We start from the raw sequence: 17,723 nt of genomic DNA on the forward strand, positions 1-17,723 counted from the left end.
ACGCCGGACCCATGCCAGATCGCATTCTGGAAGCGGACCTTCTGTGGCCCGGCTCTAGCTCGGCCGGTAGCGGTTCTCCGGGCGGCCCGTCGCTCCGTACCGCGGGCTGACCTGCGCGTGGCCCTCGGCGACCAGGTGCTCCAGGTACCGGCGGGCACTGACCCGGGACATCCCGACCGCCTCGGCGACCTCGGCCGCCGACGCGTCCCTGACGGCGGACGTGCCCGGTCCGTCCGCCGAACCCCGCCCAGCCGGACCATCCGGTCCGCCCGGGTCCGCGCACAGCCGGACGAGCGCCTCGTGGACCAGGGTGCGGCTCCGCTCGGAGAGCCCCTTTGGCGGCAGCGTCGTGGCGGACCGCGGGCCCGCGAGCAGCTGGTCCACCTCTTCCTGACCGAGCGTGTCCTGGGCCCGCCGCACGTCCTCGCGCCGCTGCCACACCTCGTCGAGCCGTTCGCGCAGGGTGGCGGCGGTGAACGGCTTGACGAGGTAGGCGACGACACCGCCGGCCATGGCCTGCCGCACGCTGTCGAGCTCGCGGGCGGCGGTCGTGGCGACGACGTCGACGGGCGGGCCGGGCAGCAGCCGCAGCCGGCGCAGCACGTCGAGCCCGCCGATGTCGGGCAGGTGCAGGTCGAGCAGCACCAGGTCCGGGCGCAGCGCTGCCGCCAAGCGCAACGCATCGGCGCCGTTCCGGGCCTCGCCCACCACCACGAACCGCGGGTGGCTCTCCACGAAGCCCCTGTGCACGACGGCGACGGCAGGGTCGTCCTCGACGATGAGCGTCCGTGCCCGCTCCGTCATGGTGTCGCCTCCCCCGCCGTGGCGGCACCGGCCGCAGCGACCCCGGCGGGCGCCCCGGCGGCCGCGCCGGAGCCCGCAGCCCGGGAGCGCCCGCCCGCCGACGGCAGGGGCAGCTCGACAGCCATCCGCGCGCCGCCGAGGTCGCCGGTGCCGATCACCACCTCGCCGTCGCGCCGGTCCACCACCCGCCTGACCAGCGCCAGGCCGATGCCGCGGCTGTGCTCCCTCATCCCGGGCACCTTCGTGGAGAACCCGGCCTTGAACACCTGGTGGTGCAGGTGGGCGGGCACACCAGGACCGTCGTCGTCGACCCGCAGGCGCAGGTGCGTGCCGTCCGCGAGCAGCAGCACCCGGATCCGCCCGTCCGGGGCCGTCGCGTCGACCGCGTTGTCGATCAGGTTCCCGAGCACGATGAGCGCGTCCGTGTGCAGCGACGAGGCGTCCGGCGTGGCCGGTGCTTCGAGGGCGGACGCGTCGTCGACCTCGAGGATCACGCCGCGCTCGCGCGCCGTGACCGCCTTCACCAGGAGCAGCGCCGCGAGCTCGGGCGACCGTACGCCCGGCGCGACCGCCGACGAGGTGAGCAGCCCGCCGTAGCCCGACCGCTCGATGAACGCGACGGCCTCCTCGGTGCGACCCAGCTCGAGCAGCCCCGAGATCACGTGGACGGTGTTGGCGAACTCGTGCGACTGGGACCGCAGGGCGTCGGTGAGGCCGCGGGTCTCCAGGAGGCCTGCGATGTCCTCGGGCTCGAGCAGGTAGATGCGACGGCGGACCAGACGGGTCACCCACGCGGCGCAGAGCACACCGACCGCTGCGGCGGCAGCGAGCGCGCCGAGCAGCCAGCCCCGGTCGTCGGTCAGGTCCGCGCGCAGCTCGGACTCGAGGATCCCGACGCTGGCGGTGCCGATCACCGGCGCGGTCGAGGCGTCGTCGGCCGCGTCCCCGTAGACGGGCACCTTGACGCGCCACGACGTGCCGAGCGTGCCGGTCTGCGTTCCCGTCCACACCCGACCTGACAGGGGTACGGAGGGGTCGGTCGAGACCCGCTGCCCGATCTGCTCGGGGTCGGGATGGGAGTAGCGCAGGCCGTCGTCGTCGGTGACGACCACGTAGGTGACCTCGGACGCCTCACGGATGACCTCGGCGATCGGCTGGATCGTCGCGGAGGGGTCCGCGTCGTCGAACGCGTCCTGGATGGCGGGCAGCCGCGCCACCGACTGTGCCACCCCTGCCATCCGGTCGACATAGGCCTCGCGGAGCTGGCGCTCCTGCAGGGCGGAGGCCACGAAGCCTGTGGTGCAGACGAGCACGAGCACGATGACGACCTGCAGCACCAGCAGCTGCGCCCGGAGCGTCATCGCTCTTCTCACGGACGCCAGTGTGCACCGGGTAGCGGCCGGTGCGGTAGCCGGGAGCCGGGACCGAAACGACCACAACCTTCGTTGCGACCACAACCCGGCCCCCGAGGCGGGCGCTCCCTACGCTCACGCCGAGGTGGACCGAGGGCCGTCGACGCAGCCGGCTCCGGGTACACGCATCCGCCGCATTCACTCAAGGGAGAAGACATGCGCATCATGCGAACCGGGGCCGCCCCGGTCGGAATCGTCCTGGCACTGGCCCTGACCGGCTGCTCCAGCCTGGAAGCGAACGGCGGTGGGGGTGGCGACGCCGCCATCGACGAGCTCAGCATCGTGGTCCCCGCGGGGCCGGGCGGTGGCTGGGACCAGACCGGCCGCTCGATGCAGGCCGACCTGCAGGACGAGGGCCTGGTCGGCACCGCGACGGTGACCAACGTCGACGGGGCGGGCGGCACGGTCGGCCTCGCGAACATCGCCAACGCCACCGACCCGAACACGCTCCTGGTGATGGGGCTGGTGATGGTGGGTGCCGTCGAGACCAACCAGTCGCAGGCCCGGATCGAGGACACCACCCCGATCGCGCGCCTCACCGAGGAGCAGGAGGTGGTGGTGGTCCCGGCCGAGTCGCCGTACGAGACCATCGACGACCTGGTCGCCGACATCGAGAAGAACGGCAAGGACGTCGCCATCACCGGCGGGTCCGCCGGCGGCACCGACCACATCCTCGCCGGCATGCTGCTCAAGGCAGCCGGCATGCCGGCGAAGGACGTGGCGAGCAGCCTCAACTACGTCGCGTACTCCGGTGGGGGCGAGTCCCTTGCCGCCCTGCTCGGCAACAACGTCGACGCGGGCATCTCCGGCATCAGCGAGTACGCCGAGCAGGTCGAGGCAGGCGAGCTGCGGGCGCTCGCGGTCTCCGGCGAGGAGCGCGTCGACGCGCTCCCGGACACGCCGACCCTCACGGAGGCAGGCTACGACGTCGTCCTGACCAACTGGCGCGGCGTGGTCGCCCCCGGCTCGATCGACGACGCCGACAAGGAGGCGCTGACCGCTGCCGTCACCGAGCTCGCCGAGTCGGACGCGTGGCAGGCCACGCTCGAGGAGAAGGACTGGGACGACGCCTTCCTCGCCGGTGACGAGTTCGACTCGTACCTCGACGAGAACATCGCGGAGATCCAGGTGGTGCTCCAGGACATCGGGCTCGTCCAGTGAGACCGGAAACCCTCGAGCCGGCGGCGGACCAGAAGCCCCGCCGCCGGTGGGGAGAGCTCGTGCTGGCTCTCGCCACCACGGCCCTCGGCGCGTACGTCCTGGTGGCCGCAGGCAGCATCACCGTCCCTGGCTCGACCAACACGCTCGGCCCGCGCGCCTTCCCCTACCTGGTCGGAGGCATGCTCGTCGCCGCGGGAGCGGTGCTCGTCGTCCTCGTCCTGAGCGGCAGGGCCGGTGAGGAGGAGGGCGGCGAGGACGTCGACCCCACCGTCCGGACGGACTGGCTGACGGTGGTGCTGATCGTCGCCATCCTGGTCGTCCACGTCTTCGCGATCAACGTCATCGGCTGGCCGTTCGCCGCCGCGATCCTGTTCGCGGGCGCCGCGATGGTCCTGGGGGCTCGGCCCTGGTGGCGTGCCGCCCTGGCCGGGCTCGTGCTCGGCCTGGTCATCCAAGCGATCTTCGGTGGGCTGCTGGGGCTCTCGCTCCCGGCCGGCCCGCTCCTGGAAGGGGTGCCGTTCCTCCGTGGATAACTTCTCCGCGCTGCTCGAGGGGTTCGCGACGGTCCTGCACCCCGCGTACCTCCTGTACGCGCTGTTCGGCGTGTTCATCGGGACGGCGGTCGGTGTGCTGCCCGGCATCGGCCCGGCCATGACGATCGCCCTGCTCCTGCCGCTGACCTACTCCCTCGAGCCGACGGCGGCGATCATCGTCTTCGCCGGCATCTACTACGGCGGCATGTACGGCGGGTCGACGACGTCGATCCTGCTCAACACACCCGGCGAGTCGTCATCGATCGTGACGGCGATCGAGGGCAACAAGATGGCCCGTGCCGGACGCGGCGCTGCTGCGCTCGCCACCGCGGCCATCGGCTCGTTCGTCGCTGGCTCCCTCGCCACGGTGGCGCTCACGTTCGTGGCGCCGGTGGTCGCCCGCTGGGCGGTCCAGCTCGGCGAGCCCGACTACTTCGCGCTCATGGTGGTCGCGTTCATCACCGTGGGCGCGCTCCTCGGGTCCTCGGTCCCGCGCGGGCTCGCCTCGCTCTCCCTCGGCCTGTTCCTCGGCCTGGTCGGCACGGACACCCTGACCGGCCAGCAGCGCTTCACGTTCGGCGTGCCCAACCTGGCCGACGGGATCGACGTCGTCGTGGTCGCCGTCGGGCTGTTCGCGGTCGGGGAGGCCCTGTACGTGGGCTCCCGGATGCGGCACGGGCCCATCAAGGTGATCCCGATCGAGAAGGGCTGGCGCTCCTGGATGAAGCGGGACGACTGGCGTCGCTCCTGGAAGCCGTGGCTGCGCGGCGCTGCGATCGGGTTCCCCGTCGGCACCATCCCGGCGGGCGGGGCCGACGTCGCGACCTTCCTCTCCTACGCCTCCGAGCGTCGGCTCGCCGGCAAGGAGCGGCGGAAGGAGTTCGGCAAGGGCGCCATCGAGGGCGTGGCCGGTCCGGAGGCGGCGAACAACGCCGCGGCGGCCGGCGTGCTGGTCCCCCTGCTCACGCTGGGCCTGCCCACGACCGCGACCGCCGCGATCATGATCGTCGCGTTCCAGTCCTACGGCATCCAGCCCGGCCCGATGCTGCTGCAGAACGAGTCGGCGATGGTCTGGGCGCTGGTGGCGAGCCTGTACCTCGGTAACCTGATGCTGGTGGTGCTGAACCTGCCGCTCGTCGGAATGTGGGTGCGCGTGCTGCGCATCCCACGGCACTACCTGTACGCGGGCATCATCCTGTTCGGCGCGCTCGGCTCGTACGCGCTGAACTTCTCGCCGGTCGACGTGCTGCTCCTCGTGCTGATCGGCCTGGTCGGGTTCTTCATGCGGCGGTACGGCTACCCCGTCGCGCCGTTGGTGGTCGGCATGATCCTCGGCCCGATGGCGGAGGACCGGCTGCGCCGCTCCCTCGCGATCAGCCAGGGCGACCTGACCTACCTGGTGACCAGCCCGTTCGCCGCCAGCGCCTACGTGGCGATCGTGGTGCTGCTGGCCGTAGGGATCTGGCTGAAGCGCCGGGAGCGTGCCGAGGCCTAGGGTGCCGCTATGAGCACAGCACTGATCACCGGCGGGTCGGCCGGCCTGGGTCTCGAGTTCGCGCGGCAGCTCGCGGCGCGAGATCACGACCTGGTGCTGGTGGCGCGCGACGAGAACCGGCTGAACGAGGTCGCCGAGGAGCTCCGCTCCGCCCATGGCGTGGCGGTCGAGGTGCTCCCGGCGGACCTCTCGGTGCCCGACGACGTCGCCCGTGTCGCGCAGCGGCTCGCCGTCGTCGGCGGGCGGCCGGAGGACGGGGCTCTGCGGCCCGTCGGCCTGCTCGTCAACAACGCGGGCTTCGCCACCGCGGCGAGCTTCGCGACGGGCCGGATCACCACGGAGCGTCGCGGGATCGACGTCATGGTGCGGGCGGTCGTCGAGCTGACGCACGCCGCCGTCGGGCAGATGGTGGAACGCGACAGGGGAGCGATCCTGAACGTCGGCTCGGTCGCCGCCCTCACTGCCGGCGGCACGTACGCCGCTGCGAAGGCGTACGTGCGGACCTTCACCGAGTCGCTGGCGGTCGAGCTCAAGGACAGCCGTGTGACGGCCACGCTGCTGTCGCCCGGGTTCACGCACACCGAGTTCCACGCCCGCGCAGGCATCCCCGAGTCGGCGATCGTGCCCGAGTGGGGCTGGCTCGACGCCGAGTACGTGGTCCGGACGGCGCTGGCGGACGTGCGCCGCGGCGTCGTGCTGTCCACGCCGTCGGTGCGCTACAAGCTGGCCTCCGCCGTGCTGCGGGCCGCGCCGCGCTGGGCGGTCCGCGCCGTCGGCAAGTACCGCTGAGCGTCGGCGCGCCACGTATTCTTGCCCCGTGAACGCTGACTTCTCCCCGACCCCGCGCGAGCAGCTGGCCGAGCTCATCAAGGAGCTCGCCGTGGTGCACGGCACGGTGACCCTGTCCTCCGGCAAGGAGGCCGACTACTACGTCGACCTGCGCCGTATCACCCTGCACCACCGGGCCGCCCCGCTCGTCGGGCACGTGCTCCTGGACCACCTCGAGGAGGTAGGGCTCGGTACCGCGGAGATCGACGCCGTCGGCGGCCTCACGCTCGGCGCCGACCCGATCGCGGACGCTCTGCTGCACGCGGCGGCCTCGCGGGGCCAGGACCTGGACGCGTTCGTGGTGCGCAAGGCGGCGAAGGCGCACGGCATGCAGCGCCAGATCGAGGGGCCTGACATCGCCGGGCGCAAGGTCGTCGTCGTGGAGGACACCACGACCACGGGTGGTTCGCCGATCACGGCGATCGAGGCCGCGAGGGCGGCCGGCGCCGAGGTGCTGGGCGTGGCGACGATCGTGGACCGGGCGACCGGCGCGGGCGAGAAGATCGAGGCCCTCGGCGTGCCTTACCACTACCTCTACGGCCTCCAGGACCTCGGGCTCGCCTGAGTAGAGCCTGAGCCGGAGCGGGATCGCAGGCCCGGGCGGCATGAGCCGAGCCTGAACTCTCCAATACCGTAATCCGGGCGTCTCGATATCACTTCCCGTGAAGACTTTTGCCTAGCGCTACTGTATCTTTAGGTTCATGGGGCCATTTGTCGCTTTAGTCCTGCTCGTTGCCGGCGTAGTGACGTTCACCGTTGCCGCGGCACGGGTGATGAGACGCGGCCGTTCGCAGGACGTCGCCCAGTGGGCAGAGGCGAACGGCTGGGAGTACGTGGACAAGGACCCGGCGCTTGCCCAGCGGTGGAGCGGCCGGCCCTTCGGCATCGGCCTTGACCGAGTGGCCCGCGACGTCCTCCGTGGCAACGTCGACGGCCATGACATCGTCTCGTTCACCTATACGTGGCGTGCGGGCTCGTCCGGCGCCGACTCGCGTCGCCGTGGCCTGCGGCGGACGGCACACGTCGTCGCCCTCGACGCGCTGCCCGGCGAGCCGGTGATCGACCTGTCACCAGAGGGCCTCCGCGAGAAGTGGCAGAAGCTCTTCGGCGCCCAGGACGTCCAGATCGACAACCCCGCGTTCGACGGGCAGTGGCTCGTGCGGACCTCTGACGAGGTGTTCGCCCGCCGTGCCCTCGACGCGCGGCTCGCGAACATCGTGATGCTGCCCGACTTCCACGGTTCCCGGCTGCGGATCGAGGGGCCTTCGGTGCTGCTGTGGCGGCCGGGCCGCACCGACGTCACCACGCTGACCGAGCGGTCCAAGCGGGTGGCCGACGTCGCGCGGATCGTGCTCCCGCTGGAGAAGGGCGGTCCGCGCTTCGAGACCGGCGGCACGATCGACGGCTTCGGGATCCCCGGCCTGACCTGAGCCGCGCCTCGGCCTGAGCCGCCCGGGTGGGCGGATCAGACCAGGTCGACGATGTCAGCTATCGAGTTCACCACGTGACTGGGGCGGAACGGGTACTTCTCGACCTCGTCGGCCGACGTCGATCCCGTCAGCACGAGGAACGTCTCCAGGCCCGCCTCCATGCCGCCGAGGATGTCCGTGTCCATGCGGTCGCCCACCATGGCCGTCGACTCCGAGTGCGCGCCGATCAGGTTGAGCGCGGACCGGAACAGCACCGGGTTCGGCTTGCCCACGTAGTAGGGCTGGCGGCCCGTCGCCGCCGCGATCATCGCGGCCACGGAGCCTGCGGCGGGCAGCACGCCCTCCTGCGACGGGCCGGTGACGTCCGGGTTGGTGCAGATGAACCGAGCGCCGCCCACGATCAGCCGGATGGCCCTGGTGATGGCCTCGAACGAGTAGGTCCGTGTCTCGCCGAGCACCACGTAGTCCGGGTCGGACTCGGTGAGGGTGAAGCCGGCCTGGTGCAGCGCCGTCGTCAGTCCGGCCTCGCCGATCGCGTACGCGCTGCCGTTCGGGATCTGGTCCGCGACGAACTGGGCGGTGGCAAGGGCCGACGTCCAGATGTTCTCCTCCGGCACGTCGATCCCGCTGTAGGCGAGCCGGGCGCGCAGGTCGCGCGGCGTGAAGATCGAGTTGTTCGTCAGGACGAGGAAGGGCAGGTCCTTGTCCCGCAGTGCCTTGATGAACTCGGGGCCGCCGGGGAGGGCCGTGCCCTCGTGCACCAGCACGCCGTCCATGTCCGTGAGCCAGGCTTCGGTGGTCCGCTCGATCATGGGCGTCAGCCTAGCGCCAGGCGTGTCGCTGTCGTGGGCGTGCGTCGAGCCCTGCGGTGGGGTCGTAGGCTTCGCGCGTGACCAACCTTGCCCCTGACGACGCGCTCCCCGGGCCGGTTCGCCGCCACGCCGCCCCGTCCACCAAGACGCCCTGGTCCGCCGCACCGGGTAACGCGGTGCGTGGCGGGCTGGTCGGAGCCGCCGAGTCCGTTCCCGGTATCTCCGGCGGCACCATCGCCCTCGTCGTCGGCCTGTACGACGGCCTGCTCGGCGCGGCCAGCCAGCTCGTGCATGCCCTCCGCGAGCTCGTCCAGGGTGTCGTCGGACGCCGCGGCCTGCGGCCGGCCTCCGCGGCGCTGCGCGCGATCGACTGGCCGTTCCTCGTCCCGGTGCTCGCCGGGATGGTCGTGATCCTGTTCGTCTCGCTGAACACGATCGCGCCGCTGCTCGAGTCGAACCCCGTGCCGATGCGCGCGCTGTTCTTCGGCATGATCGCCGTCTCGATCAGCGTCCCGCTGCGGATGATGCCGCACCGGTTCCGGGTGCTCGACGTCGGACTGCTCGTGGCCGGTGCGATCGCCGCCTTCTTCCTGACCGGGCTGCCCGCTGCCGAGCTCACCGACCCACCCCTGTGGCTCGTGTTCGTCGGGGCTGCGGTCGCCATCAACGCGCTCGTGCTGCCCGGTGTCTCCGGGTCGTTCGTCCTGCTCGCCATGGGCCTGTACGTCCCCGTCCAGGCGGCCCTCCACGACCGCGACCTCGCGTTCATCGGTACCTTCATGCTCGGCGCCGCGGTCGGTCTCGGCTCGTTCGTCAAGTTCCTGCACTGGCTGCTGGAGCACCGCCGCCAGGGCACGATGGCGCTGCTCGCCGGCCTCATGCTCGGCTCGCTGCGCGCGCTGTGGCCGTGGCAGGACGAGGCAGGCGACCTGCTGGCCCCGCCCGGAGACCTCATCGTCCCGGTGCTGCTCGCTCTGGTGGGCGCCGCAGTGGTCGCCGTGGCGATCTGGTGGGAGGCGCGGCGGGCACCGCACCCGGCACCGCCCGTCGCGGCGGAATGACCGGCGAGCCCGGCGAGCCCGGCGAGCTGGTGCCGCCGGTGGCCGAGCCGGTGGCCGAGGTCGGCGTCGGCCCCTGGGCCGGCCCTCTGCCCGACGACCCGCGCTACGACCCGGAGCTCCTGGCCGACGGCGACCGCCGGAACGTGGCGGACCAGTACCGGTACTGGTCCGTCGAGGCGATAGTCGCCGACCTGGACACGCGCAGGCATCCTTTCCACGTGGCCATCGAGAACTGGGCGCACGACCTCAACATCGGCTCCGTGGTCCGCACCGCCAACGCGTTCAACGCGGCAGGCGTGCACATCGTCGGCCGACGCCGGTGGAACCGCCGCGGCGCGATGGTCACCGACCGGTACCTGCACGTTGCGCACCACCCGGACGCCGGTGCGCTGGCCGAGTGGGCAGCCGCGGCAGGCCCGACCGCCGGGCTCCCGACCACCGGGCTCCCGATCATCGGCATCGACAACGTGCCCGGCTCCGTGCCGATCGAGGGATACGTGCTCCCGCGCGAGTGCGTCCTGCTGTTCGGCCAGGAGTCCACCGGCCTGACAGCGGAGGCGCAGGCGGCGTGCGACGTCGTCCTGCACATCACGCAGTACGGCTCGACCCGCTCGATCAACGCGGGAGCGGCGGCCGCCATAGCGATGCATACGTGGGCTGTGCAGCACGCGGAGTAGGCAGGCCGTCGAAAGTCGTGGCGGCAGCGACTCCACACCAGGCGGTCGGGCGGCGTCTTAAGGGGGCAAGCACATCCCACGCACCTGGAGGTCCACGTGACCAGCACCACCAGCACCCTCCGCTCCAAGACCTTCCGAATCACCGCGATCGGCGTCGCAGCAACTGGCCTGTGCCTCGCCGGCGCCGGGGTGGCCGCCGCGGCCAACCCGACCTCGGCCTTCGGCCAGGCCGTCGGCACCACGGTGCACGCCGCCGGCGTCGACTGGTCCGACATGCCCGAGGGCTACACCCAGGCGCAGTACGAGGCCTTCTGGGGCGCCGGGTTCACCTCCGCGGACCAGGCGGCGCTCGGAGAGCTCTGGTCGCTCGACGCCACCGAGACCAAGTCCCAGGCCGGCCAGATGGTGCTCGACGGCGAGGAGCTCCCGTTCGCACCCGGCACGCACGCGGAGCCTGAGCTGCCCGCGGACGACTCCGCGGCGATCCTGGCGTTCTTCGACGCCGGCTACACGGCCGAGGACGTCGAGGAGCTGAGCGCCCTGTGGAGCACCGAGTACATGGAGACCAAGGCCCGCGCCGGCCAGATGGTGCTCGACGGCGAGGAGCTGCCCCTGGACCCCGCCACCTCGGCCGGTAGCTGACCCGTGCGCCCGGCACCCCTGACGACTCGCCAGGAGGCGACCATCGACACCCTCACGTCGCGAATCGGCTTCGAGATAGAGCTGCTCGCACCCGCCGGCTCCGACCGGCAGGCGCTCGCGGACGCTGTCGCCGACCGCAGCGACGGCCGGGTGCGCCGGTCGTTCCACACCGACAGCGAGCCGTCGCCGGTGCCGGGCGTCGGGGTGTTCCGGCACCTGTCCCCCGCGTTCGACGTGGTGGACGGTGCCGGCGCCCCGGTGGCGCGGTTCGTCGACGACATCACCCTCACGTCCGACCTGGCCGGGACGACGGCCAGGGGCCGACAGGGCTGGTACCGCGTGCTGTGCGACGAACCCCGCCTGCTGCGCCTGATCGAGCGGTGCACCGACCCTTACGCCGCCCTGCCCGACGTCCTGGCGCCCGTCGCCGAGCTGTTCGGCAGCCAGGTCGAGCTGCGGGGCGGGGCTGCGCGGGTGAACGACGCCACCGGTGCGACCGTCGCCGTCGCGATGCCGCTGCCCGCCGGCCGTGAACGGCCCTGCGAGGTGATCACTCCGCCGATCGCCGGGGACCATGGCTGGACGCTCGACGAGCTGCTCACCCCCGCGCGGGACCTCGGGTTCACCGTTCCCGCCGAGGCCGCGGTCCACCTGCACCTGGACGGCGGGCCCTTCCGGCGGTCCACGGCGTTCGCCAACCTGGTCCGGCTGTTCGGGCACTGGCGGGAACCGCTGTGGGAGGCGCTGGGCACCAACACGGCGTGCCGGCGTCTCGCGCCGCTGCCCGTCGAGCTGCTCCGGCTCGTGGAGCATGCCGACCAGTCCTGGACCGAGCTGAGTACTGCCGCGCGCGGGATCGGCCTGACGAAGTACGCCGACGTGAACCTCACGCAGCTGGTCGCCACGAGCCCCGTCCGCGACACCGTCGAGGTGCGGATCCTGCCAGGCGCGCTCGATGCTTCTGACATCGTCCGGAGGGCGGCGCTGGTCGAGCGCCTGATGCGGCGCTGCCTCGACGACAGCCCGGTCCCGCGGCCCGGCGCAGACGCCGTGCACGACCCGGCAGGGGCGCTCCTGGCCCTGGCGACGGCGGGTGTCGGCCGATGACCGTCTGGATGCCTGCCGCCGACCCGAGCAGCGCACCGACACCACGGGTGGAGGCGCGGGCGCCGGTGCCCCCGCACGAGGCGGCCACGGCCGGGACGCTGGAAGAGCTGGTGCGGACGCACCTGCCGGGGCTGATCCGCTACGCGACGGTGCTCGTCGGCGACCAGCACACCGCTGCGGACCTGGTCCAGGAGGTGCTGCTGCGTGCTCACCAGCGGTGGCGCCGGATCGCGCTGACCGATCGCCCCGACCTGTATCTCCGGCGCATGGTCACCAACGAGCACCTGTCGTGGCGCCGTCGCTGGCACGTGCGGATGATCCAACCCACTGGTGACGAGGTGCTCGCCAGGCACGCGGGCGCCGCAGGCGACCTGGCGGAGGGACACGCGGAGAAGGACGCGATGTGGCAACGCCTCGCAGAGCTGCCTCCGCGGCAGCGCACCGTGCTGGTGCTGCGGTACTACGAAGGGCTGCCGGACGTCGAGACGGCGGCAGTGCTCGGTACCTCGGCCGCCACCGTCCGCTCCCATGCCTCGAGAGCCCTCGCCACTCTCCGACGCACCGACCCGACCAACCTGGAGACGCGATGAACCAGCACCGTCCTGACCGTCCGCCCGTGCAAGGGCACCGGCCGGCGGGCGAGACCGAGCACGACCAGCTCACCGAGCAGATCGGTGCGGCGCTGCGCGCGCGCGAGCCCGACGCAGCTACCACCGCCGCCACCGCGCAGCGGATCGCTGCCACGATCGCCGCAGCGGCCCACGGTGACGCGGCAGCCCACGGCCGGAGCGGCGTGGTGACCCCGTTCGTCCGACGCGCGGGCGCCGTCGCGCTCACCGGCGTCCTCGCGTCGGCCCTCGGCGTGGTCGGCGCGGGCGCTGCGGCAGCGGCCAACCCCTACACGGGCTTCGCCGCTGCGGTCGACGGCGTCGCCGAGGCTGTCGGCGTCGGCTGGTCCTCGATGCCCTCCGGCTACACGCGCGAGCAGTACGAGGCCTTCTGGGCCGCCGAGTACACGGCGAACGATGTCGAAGCCCTCACCGAGCTCTGGCAGGTCGACGCGACGGGCGCCAAGGCGCGTGCCGGCCAGATGATCCTCGACGGCGAGACCGTCCCCGTGGCGCCGGGCGCGAACCCGGACGCCACGGAAGAGGACGCCGTGAGCTTCGAGGAGCAGGAGGCGTTCCGGAAGGCCGGGTACACCTGGGAGGATGCCGAGCAGCTGGCCGAGCTGTGGCAGGTCGACGCGCTGGAGGCGAAGGGGCGTGCAGGGGAGATGCTGCTCGACGGCGAGAAGCCCCCGCGGCCCTGAGCCGGCGCCGGACCACGCCACGCCGAGGGGAGGAACACCGGGGGCGTCGGGGGTCCTCAGGGGCGCCCGACTGCGCCAGACCGACGAGAACCACAGTGATTCGGCCGTTCGATTGGCGAACGGCCGCACACAGCTGCCTGTGGATCGTGGCAAGATCGATGGTGCATACCCGGGCGGCCTTGGACATTCCTGCGACCGCCCACCTCACCAGTCGTTTGGAGTTTCGCAGATGCCCATCGCAACCCCTGAGGTCTACGCCGAGATGATCGACCGGGCGAAGGCCGGCAAGTTCGCCTACCCCGCGGTCAACATCACGTCGTCGCAGACCATCACAGCCGCGCTTCAGGGCTTTGCCGAGGCGGAGTCCGACGGCATCATCCAGGTGTCCGTGGGCGGCGCCGAGTACGCGTCGGGTTCGACGGTGAAGGACCGGGTCTCCGGCTCGCTCGCGCTGGCGGCGTACGCCCACGAGGTAGCCAAGGGCTACGGCGTCAACATCGCCATCCACACGGACCACTGCACGGCCGACAAGCTCGACTCCTGGGTCAAGCCGCTGCTCGCTATCGAGGCGGAGCAGGTCAAGAACGGCGGCCTGCCGACGTTCCAGTCGCACATGTTCGACGGCTCCACCGTGCCGATCGAGGAGAACCTCGTGATCGCGGCCGAGCTGCTCGAGCTGTCGCAGGCGGCGCGCACGATCCTCGAGATCGAGATCGGCGTCGTCGGTGGCGAGGAGGACGGCCACACCGCCGAGATCAACGACAAGCTGTACACCACGCCCGAGGACGGCCTTGCCACGATCAAGGCGCTCGGCTCCGGCGAGAAGGGCCGCTACCTCACGGCCCTGACCTTCGGCAACGTGCACGGCGTGTACAAGCCGGGTGCGGTGAAGCTCCGCCCGGAGATCCTGCTCGACATCCAGAAGGCCGTCGGCGCGGAGATCGGCAAGGAGATGCCGTTCGACCTCGTGTTCCACGGTGGTTCGGGCTCCACGGCGGAGGAGATCGCCGCGGCGGTCGACAACGGCGTGATCAAGATGAACATCGACACCGACACCCAGTACGCGTTCTCGCGTCCGGTGGCCGGCCACTTCTTCAAGAACTACGACGGAGTGCTCAAGGTGGACGGCGAGGTCGGCAACAAGAAGGCCTACGACCCGCGCGCCTGGGGCAAGACGGCGGAGGCCGGCATGGCCGCCCGCATCGTCGAGGCCTGCCAGCAGCTCCGGTCGGCCGGCCACAAGATGTGAGTATGCAGCGTGCGTGATCGGTAAAAGGGTCAGGTGGTCGGTAGCTCGAGCTACCGACCACCTGACCTTTTACCGATCATCCGACCGTGGGCGTCAGCCGCTCACACCTGCAGGGGTCGGCGCGCCGCCCGACGGCGGAGGGCCGGACGGGCCCTCGTCGTCCAGCTCGAAGCCCGGGTCCTCGTCCACGATGTCGAGGAGGTCCCCGATCCGGGTCACCTCGAGCAGGAAGCGCACCGTCGGGGGTGCGCGCAGCACGCGCACGCGGTGGGGGCTGCGACTCGCGAGGCGCGCCAGGAAAGCGACTCCTGACGAGTCCATGAAAGTCACATGATGGGCGTCGATCTCGACCGGGAGACGTGATTCCTCGGCCGCGGCCGTGGCCTCGTGCAGATCTCCGCCGATATCGGCGTCGATCTCTCCGGAGAGCACGATCCGGGCACGGGAGCGGCCCACGATGACGTGGATACTCGCGGGATCGCCGATCTCGGGGGTCTGATGGCCGGGGTCCTGGGGGCTCCCGCCCTGCGGACCGCGCGGGGGGTCGTAAGTTCCGTCCTGCACGGTTCTCCTTCCGGGAGCAGTGGTCGTGGCGCTGTGTCGGTCCGATGATAGAGGTTGAGGTTCAGATCTCGGACCGTCCCAATCTACGGTTGAATGTCCTGCTGGAGAAGCACCTCGAGCAATAGATACCGTTGGGAGGGCATTTTGACCGATTCGTCCGGTCTGACACCGTCCTCTCCACCGCCGCGGCACCCCGGCCTTTCCGTATTCGGCCTTGGTCCTGCACAGGACGGGACATCGAACGGTAGAACCAGCAGGACATCGAACGGCGCGTCGAACGGGAACGGATTCGACGCCGGTCGTCCCGTGCGCCCCGACGCAGCGAGCGTGCCCCCGAGCATCCCGCCGAACAGTGCCCCGCGCGGCGCTCACCGTGCGCCTCCCGGCGCGGAGCCACGCCGGCACGCCCCAGGCTCCGGCATCCCGCGCCCCCTGCCTCCGTCGGTCGGTGACGTGGTCCTGCGCGCCGCCGTGAGCGTGGGCATCCCCGTCTTCCTGACCGGGCCCACCGAGGACGGCATGCCGATGCTGTGGGCCAACAGCGCGTTCGAGCACTACGCGGGTGTGCGGTTCACCGACTTCGCCGGGTACACGGTGCGGCGGCTCGGCGAGATGCTCGTGGAGCCGCAGGACCTCGAGCGCATGACCGAGCTGGTGAACGCGGGCCAGGAGGTGCACGCGACCGTGCGGTCCCACCTGCGGGGCGGAACGCACGGCTGGGCCCAGCTCACGCTCACCCCCGCCCGCGCGGGCCACAGCGACCGCATCACGCACTGGGTCGGGTTCTCCGTGGACGTCTCCGACCACATGGAGCGGCACGCAGCCCAGCTCGCGAGCCTCGAGGTCGAGCGGCAGCAGCGTGAGGACCTCGACCTCATCGCACAGACCACCGAGATCCTGACCGACCTCGAGTACCCGTACGCCCTGCGCGACATCGCGGAGCTGCTCCAGTCGATGGTGCGCTGGGCCGGCTTCTACGTGAACGACGACGGTCTCAAGCACGCCGCCGGCATCGATGTGGCGGCACCGCCGAGCGGCCGCGGTCGCCGGCACGCGCGGTACATCGAGGGCGACAACATCGCGGACAAGACCCAGCGCCGTCGGCCGCAGACCGATGCGCTCGGTGACTCCGTCACCACCGGTCCCATGCCCATCCTCGAGGTGGTGGACTCGGTGCAGGACGTGCTCGACGGTGTGCTCGACGGCCCCGTCGCGCTGCACCTCGACATCCCGCACGCTCCGCACTCGGCGTCCGGCTGGCTGCAGCGCGATCTCACGCTGCGCCTCGCCGACGAGCTGGGCAAGGCGCCTGACTCGGTCGTGGTGCATCCGGTCGCCGGGCGACGGGACGTGCTCGGGCTGGTCGTGATCGTCCCGGACGAGGAGGAGCCCGGCGACTACGTCGAGGCCGACGAGCCGGACACGCTGCGCACGGTGGTGGAGGTGGTGGCCCGTCGCGCGGGCAGCGCCATCGACAACGCACGGATGTACGCGCGGGAGCACAAGCTCGCCGAGACACTGCAGCGCGCCATGCTCCCCGAGCAGGCCGACGTCGCCGGTCTCGACGTGTGGACGTACTACGCCCCGAACGCCGAGCACGCCCAGGTGGGCGGCGACTGGTACGACGTGCTGCAGATCTCCCCCGAGCTCGTCGGGCTGGTCATCGGAGACGTCGTCGGGCACGACGTCGAGGCAGCGGCGACCATGGGCCAGCTGCGGTCGGTGGTGCGCTCGTACGCGTTCGAGCTGTCGACGCCGAGCCGTGTGCTCGAACGCGTGGACCAGCTCGTGGCCGGCATGGGCATCCCGCGCTCGGCAAGCATGGTGTACGCCTCCCTGAAGCGCGAGGAGGAGCCGGACGTCTGGACCATCGGCTACTCACGTGCGGGCCACCTGCCGCCCCTCCTGCTGCGTGCGGGCGAGGTGATCAAGCTGGACGAGGGCGGCGGTGCGCTCGTCGGCTTCGGCTCACGGGAGCGGACGACGGGGGAGGCTCGCCTCCAGCCCGGCGACACGCTCCTGTTCTACACGGACGGGCTGATCGAACGGCGCGACCGGTCCTTGCGGCTGGGCCTCGAGGCGCTGCTGGAGACGGCGTCGGCCATCACCGCGCGTGACGCCGCGGGTGTGGGCGAGGAGCTGCTGTCCCGCCTGGCCGACGCGCCGGAGGACGACGTCGCGATAGTCGTGGTCCGCATCCCCGACCCGACCGGCGACGCGGGGGAGACCGCTCTGTCGCCGCGGTGGCGGCGCTGGATGCTGCCGAGCGAGCCGTCGTCGATCGGCCGGGCCAGGCATGCCGTGCTGCGCACCTGCCAGGCGTGGGGCATCGAGGAGTCCGCGCAGGCTGAGCTCGTGGTGTCGGAGCTGGTGGCGAACGGCGTGCTGCACGGCTGGGGGCACATCGCGCTGCGCCTGTACGACACGGGCGACGGGCTGCGCATCGAGGTCGAGGACAACAACCCGGCACCCCCGGTCGCCACCGACGGGCACCCGAACCGCCTCGGCGGGTTCGGCATGCAGATCGTGGACCGGCTGGCCGAGTGGGGCTGGCGTCCGTCGGGCTCCGGAAAGCTGGTCTGGGCGAAGCTCCGCCGCCAGCCCACCCCGCCCAAGTAGCTGGTTGTGGGCGCGAT

18 protein-coding genes are annotated in these 17,723 nt (G+C 71.7%); 14 read left to right on the plus strand and 4 right to left on the minus strand.

Translation table 11 applies throughout. The annotated features are described in order from the left end of the window. Positions 1-54: 54 nt before the first annotated feature. On the minus strand, positions 55-804 hold the full coding sequence (locus ACFS27_RS12060) for a response regulator (RefSeq protein ID WP_377183222.1): 750 nt from the start codon (positions 802-804) through the stop codon (positions 55-57). Continuing rightward, positions 801-2,177 (minus strand): sensor histidine kinase, encoded by a 1,377-nt coding sequence (locus ACFS27_RS12065; RefSeq protein WP_377183224.1) that lies wholly within the window; start codon positions 2,175-2,177, stop codon positions 801-803. Before ACFS27_RS12065 ends, ACFS27_RS12060 begins: the two co-directional genes overlap by 4 nt. Positions 2,178-2,372: 195 nt before the next feature. On the opposite strand from ACFS27_RS12065, the gene ACFS27_RS12070 reads away from it, so the two are divergent. The 6 genes from ACFS27_RS12070 (at position 2,373) to ACFS27_RS12095 (ending at position 7,663) form a co-directional block, all read left to right on the plus strand. After that, on the plus strand, positions 2,373-3,377 hold the full coding sequence (locus ACFS27_RS12070; RefSeq protein WP_377183226.1) for a Bug family tripartite tricarboxylate transporter substrate binding protein: 1,005 nt from the start codon (positions 2,373-2,375) through the stop codon (positions 3,375-3,377). Beyond that, entirely contained in the window at positions 3,374-3,910 is a 537-nt protein-coding gene (locus ACFS27_RS12075) for a tripartite tricarboxylate transporter TctB family protein (RefSeq protein ID WP_377183228.1), read from the plus strand. The genes ACFS27_RS12070 and ACFS27_RS12075 overlap by 4 nt, the downstream gene beginning before the upstream one ends. Beyond that, positions 3,903-5,405 carry a tripartite tricarboxylate transporter permease gene (locus ACFS27_RS12080; protein WP_377183230.1) on the plus strand — a complete coding sequence of 501 codons (1,503 nt, stop codon included), beginning with the start codon at positions 3,903-3,905 and terminating at the stop codon, positions 5,403-5,405. Before ACFS27_RS12075 ends, ACFS27_RS12080 begins: the two co-directional genes overlap by 8 nt. A 9-nt stretch (positions 5,406-5,414) precedes the next feature. After that, the gene (locus tag ACFS27_RS12085) at positions 5,415-6,194 is read left to right on the plus strand and encodes an SDR family NAD(P)-dependent oxidoreductase (protein ID WP_377183232.1); all 780 of its coding nucleotides are present in this window, start codon (positions 5,415-5,417) and stop codon (positions 6,192-6,194) included. Positions 6,195-6,222: 28 nt separating this feature from the next. Then, positions 6,223-6,798 carry an orotate phosphoribosyltransferase gene (pyrE, locus tag ACFS27_RS12090; RefSeq protein ID WP_377183234.1) on the plus strand — a complete coding sequence of 192 codons (576 nt, stop codon included), beginning with the start codon at positions 6,223-6,225 and terminating at the stop codon, positions 6,796-6,798. Positions 6,799-6,934: 136 nt separating this feature from the next. After that, the gene (locus tag ACFS27_RS12095; protein WP_377183236.1) at positions 6,935-7,663 is read left to right on the plus strand and encodes a hypothetical protein; all 729 of its coding nucleotides are present in this window, start codon (positions 6,935-6,937) and stop codon (positions 7,661-7,663) included. A 35-nt stretch (positions 7,664-7,698) separates the two neighbouring features. On the opposite strand, the gene ACFS27_RS12100 is transcribed toward ACFS27_RS12095, so the two are convergent. Next, a complete protein-coding gene (locus tag ACFS27_RS12100; protein ID WP_377183238.1) occupies positions 7,699-8,475 on the minus strand; it encodes an HAD-IIA family hydrolase in 777 nt (258 codons plus the stop codon). 77 nt (positions 8,476-8,552) lie between these two features. Between ACFS27_RS12100 and ACFS27_RS12105 the strand changes: the two genes are divergently transcribed. From ACFS27_RS12105 to fbaA, 7 genes are all read left to right on the plus strand, one after another. Beyond that, positions 8,553-9,536, plus strand: coding sequence for a DUF368 domain-containing protein (locus ACFS27_RS12105; RefSeq protein ID WP_377183240.1), 984 nt, complete (start codon positions 8,553-8,555; stop codon positions 9,534-9,536). After that, positions 9,533-10,213, plus strand: coding sequence for a TrmH family RNA methyltransferase (locus tag ACFS27_RS12110; protein ID WP_377183242.1), 681 nt, complete (start codon positions 9,533-9,535; stop codon positions 10,211-10,213). Before ACFS27_RS12105 ends, ACFS27_RS12110 begins: the two co-directional genes overlap by 4 nt. A 96-nt stretch (positions 10,214-10,309) precedes the next feature. Continuing rightward, on the plus strand, positions 10,310-10,855 hold the full coding sequence (locus ACFS27_RS12115) for a hypothetical protein (protein WP_377183244.1): 546 nt from the start codon (positions 10,310-10,312) through the stop codon (positions 10,853-10,855). 3 nt (positions 10,856-10,858) lie between these two features. Further along, on the plus strand, positions 10,859-11,962 hold the full coding sequence (locus ACFS27_RS12120; RefSeq protein WP_377183246.1) for an amidoligase family protein: 1,104 nt from the start codon (positions 10,859-10,861) through the stop codon (positions 11,960-11,962). Beyond that, positions 11,959-12,552, plus strand: a complete 594-nt coding sequence (locus ACFS27_RS12125) for a SigE family RNA polymerase sigma factor (RefSeq protein ID WP_377183248.1) — start codon at positions 11,959-11,961, stop codon at positions 12,550-12,552. The genes ACFS27_RS12120 and ACFS27_RS12125 overlap by 4 nt, the downstream gene beginning before the upstream one ends. Further along, entirely contained in the window at positions 12,549-13,274 is a 726-nt protein-coding gene (locus ACFS27_RS12130; RefSeq protein ID WP_377183250.1) for a hypothetical protein, read from the plus strand. The genes ACFS27_RS12125 and ACFS27_RS12130 overlap by 4 nt, the downstream gene beginning before the upstream one ends. 229 nt (positions 13,275-13,503) lie before the next feature. Continuing rightward, positions 13,504-14,523: a class II fructose-bisphosphate aldolase gene (fbaA, locus tag ACFS27_RS12135; RefSeq protein WP_377183252.1), complete on the plus strand. Its 1,020-nt coding sequence runs from the start codon at positions 13,504-13,506 to the stop codon at positions 14,521-14,523. 93 nt (positions 14,524-14,616) lie between these two features. Here the strand turns inward: fbaA and ACFS27_RS12140 are convergent, their stop codons facing one another. Further along, positions 14,617-15,087 (minus strand): STAS domain-containing protein, encoded by a 471-nt coding sequence (locus tag ACFS27_RS12140; RefSeq protein WP_377183254.1) that lies wholly within the window; start codon positions 15,085-15,087, stop codon positions 14,617-14,619. Positions 15,088-15,414: 327 nt separating this feature from the next. Between ACFS27_RS12140 and ACFS27_RS12145 the strand changes: the two genes are divergently transcribed. Further along, the gene (locus tag ACFS27_RS12145; protein WP_377183256.1) at positions 15,415-17,706 is read left to right on the plus strand and encodes a SpoIIE family protein phosphatase; all 2,292 of its coding nucleotides are present in this window, start codon (positions 15,415-15,417) and stop codon (positions 17,704-17,706) included. Positions 17,707-17,723 lie beyond the last annotated feature (17 nt).

The organism is Promicromonospora vindobonensis, assembly GCF_042685865.1.
GTDB classification, from domain to species: Bacteria; Actinomycetota; Actinomycetes; order Actinomycetales; family Cellulomonadaceae; genus Promicromonospora; species Promicromonospora vindobonensis.

Coding starts and splice junctions, on each gene's coding strand:
- ACFS27_RS12060 (WP_377183222.1), bottom strand. CDS start 804: ATGACGGAGCGGGCACGGACGCTCATCGTCGAGGACGACCCTGCCGTC.
- ACFS27_RS12070 (WP_377183226.1), top strand. CDS start 2,373: ATGCGCATCATGCGAACCGGGGCCGCCCCGGTCGGAATCGTCCTGGCA.
- ACFS27_RS12085 (WP_377183232.1), top strand. CDS start 5,415: ATGAGCACAGCACTGATCACCGGCGGGTCGGCCGGCCTGGGTCTCGAG.
- ACFS27_RS12095 (WP_377183236.1), top strand. CDS start 6,935: ATGGGGCCATTTGTCGCTTTAGTCCTGCTCGTTGCCGGCGTAGTGACG.
- ACFS27_RS12100 (WP_377183238.1), bottom strand. CDS start 8,475: ATGATCGAGCGGACCACCGAAGCCTGGCTCACGGACATGGACGGCGTG.
- ACFS27_RS12110 (WP_377183242.1), top strand. CDS start 9,533: ATGACCGGCGAGCCCGGCGAGCCCGGCGAGCTGGTGCCGCCGGTGGCC.
- ACFS27_RS12125 (WP_377183248.1), top strand. CDS start 11,959: ATGACCGTCTGGATGCCTGCCGCCGACCCGAGCAGCGCACCGACACCA.
- ACFS27_RS12130 (WP_377183250.1), top strand. CDS start 12,549: ATGAACCAGCACCGTCCTGACCGTCCGCCCGTGCAAGGGCACCGGCCG.
- fbaA (WP_377183252.1), top strand. CDS start 13,504: ATGCCCATCGCAACCCCTGAGGTCTACGCCGAGATGATCGACCGGGCG.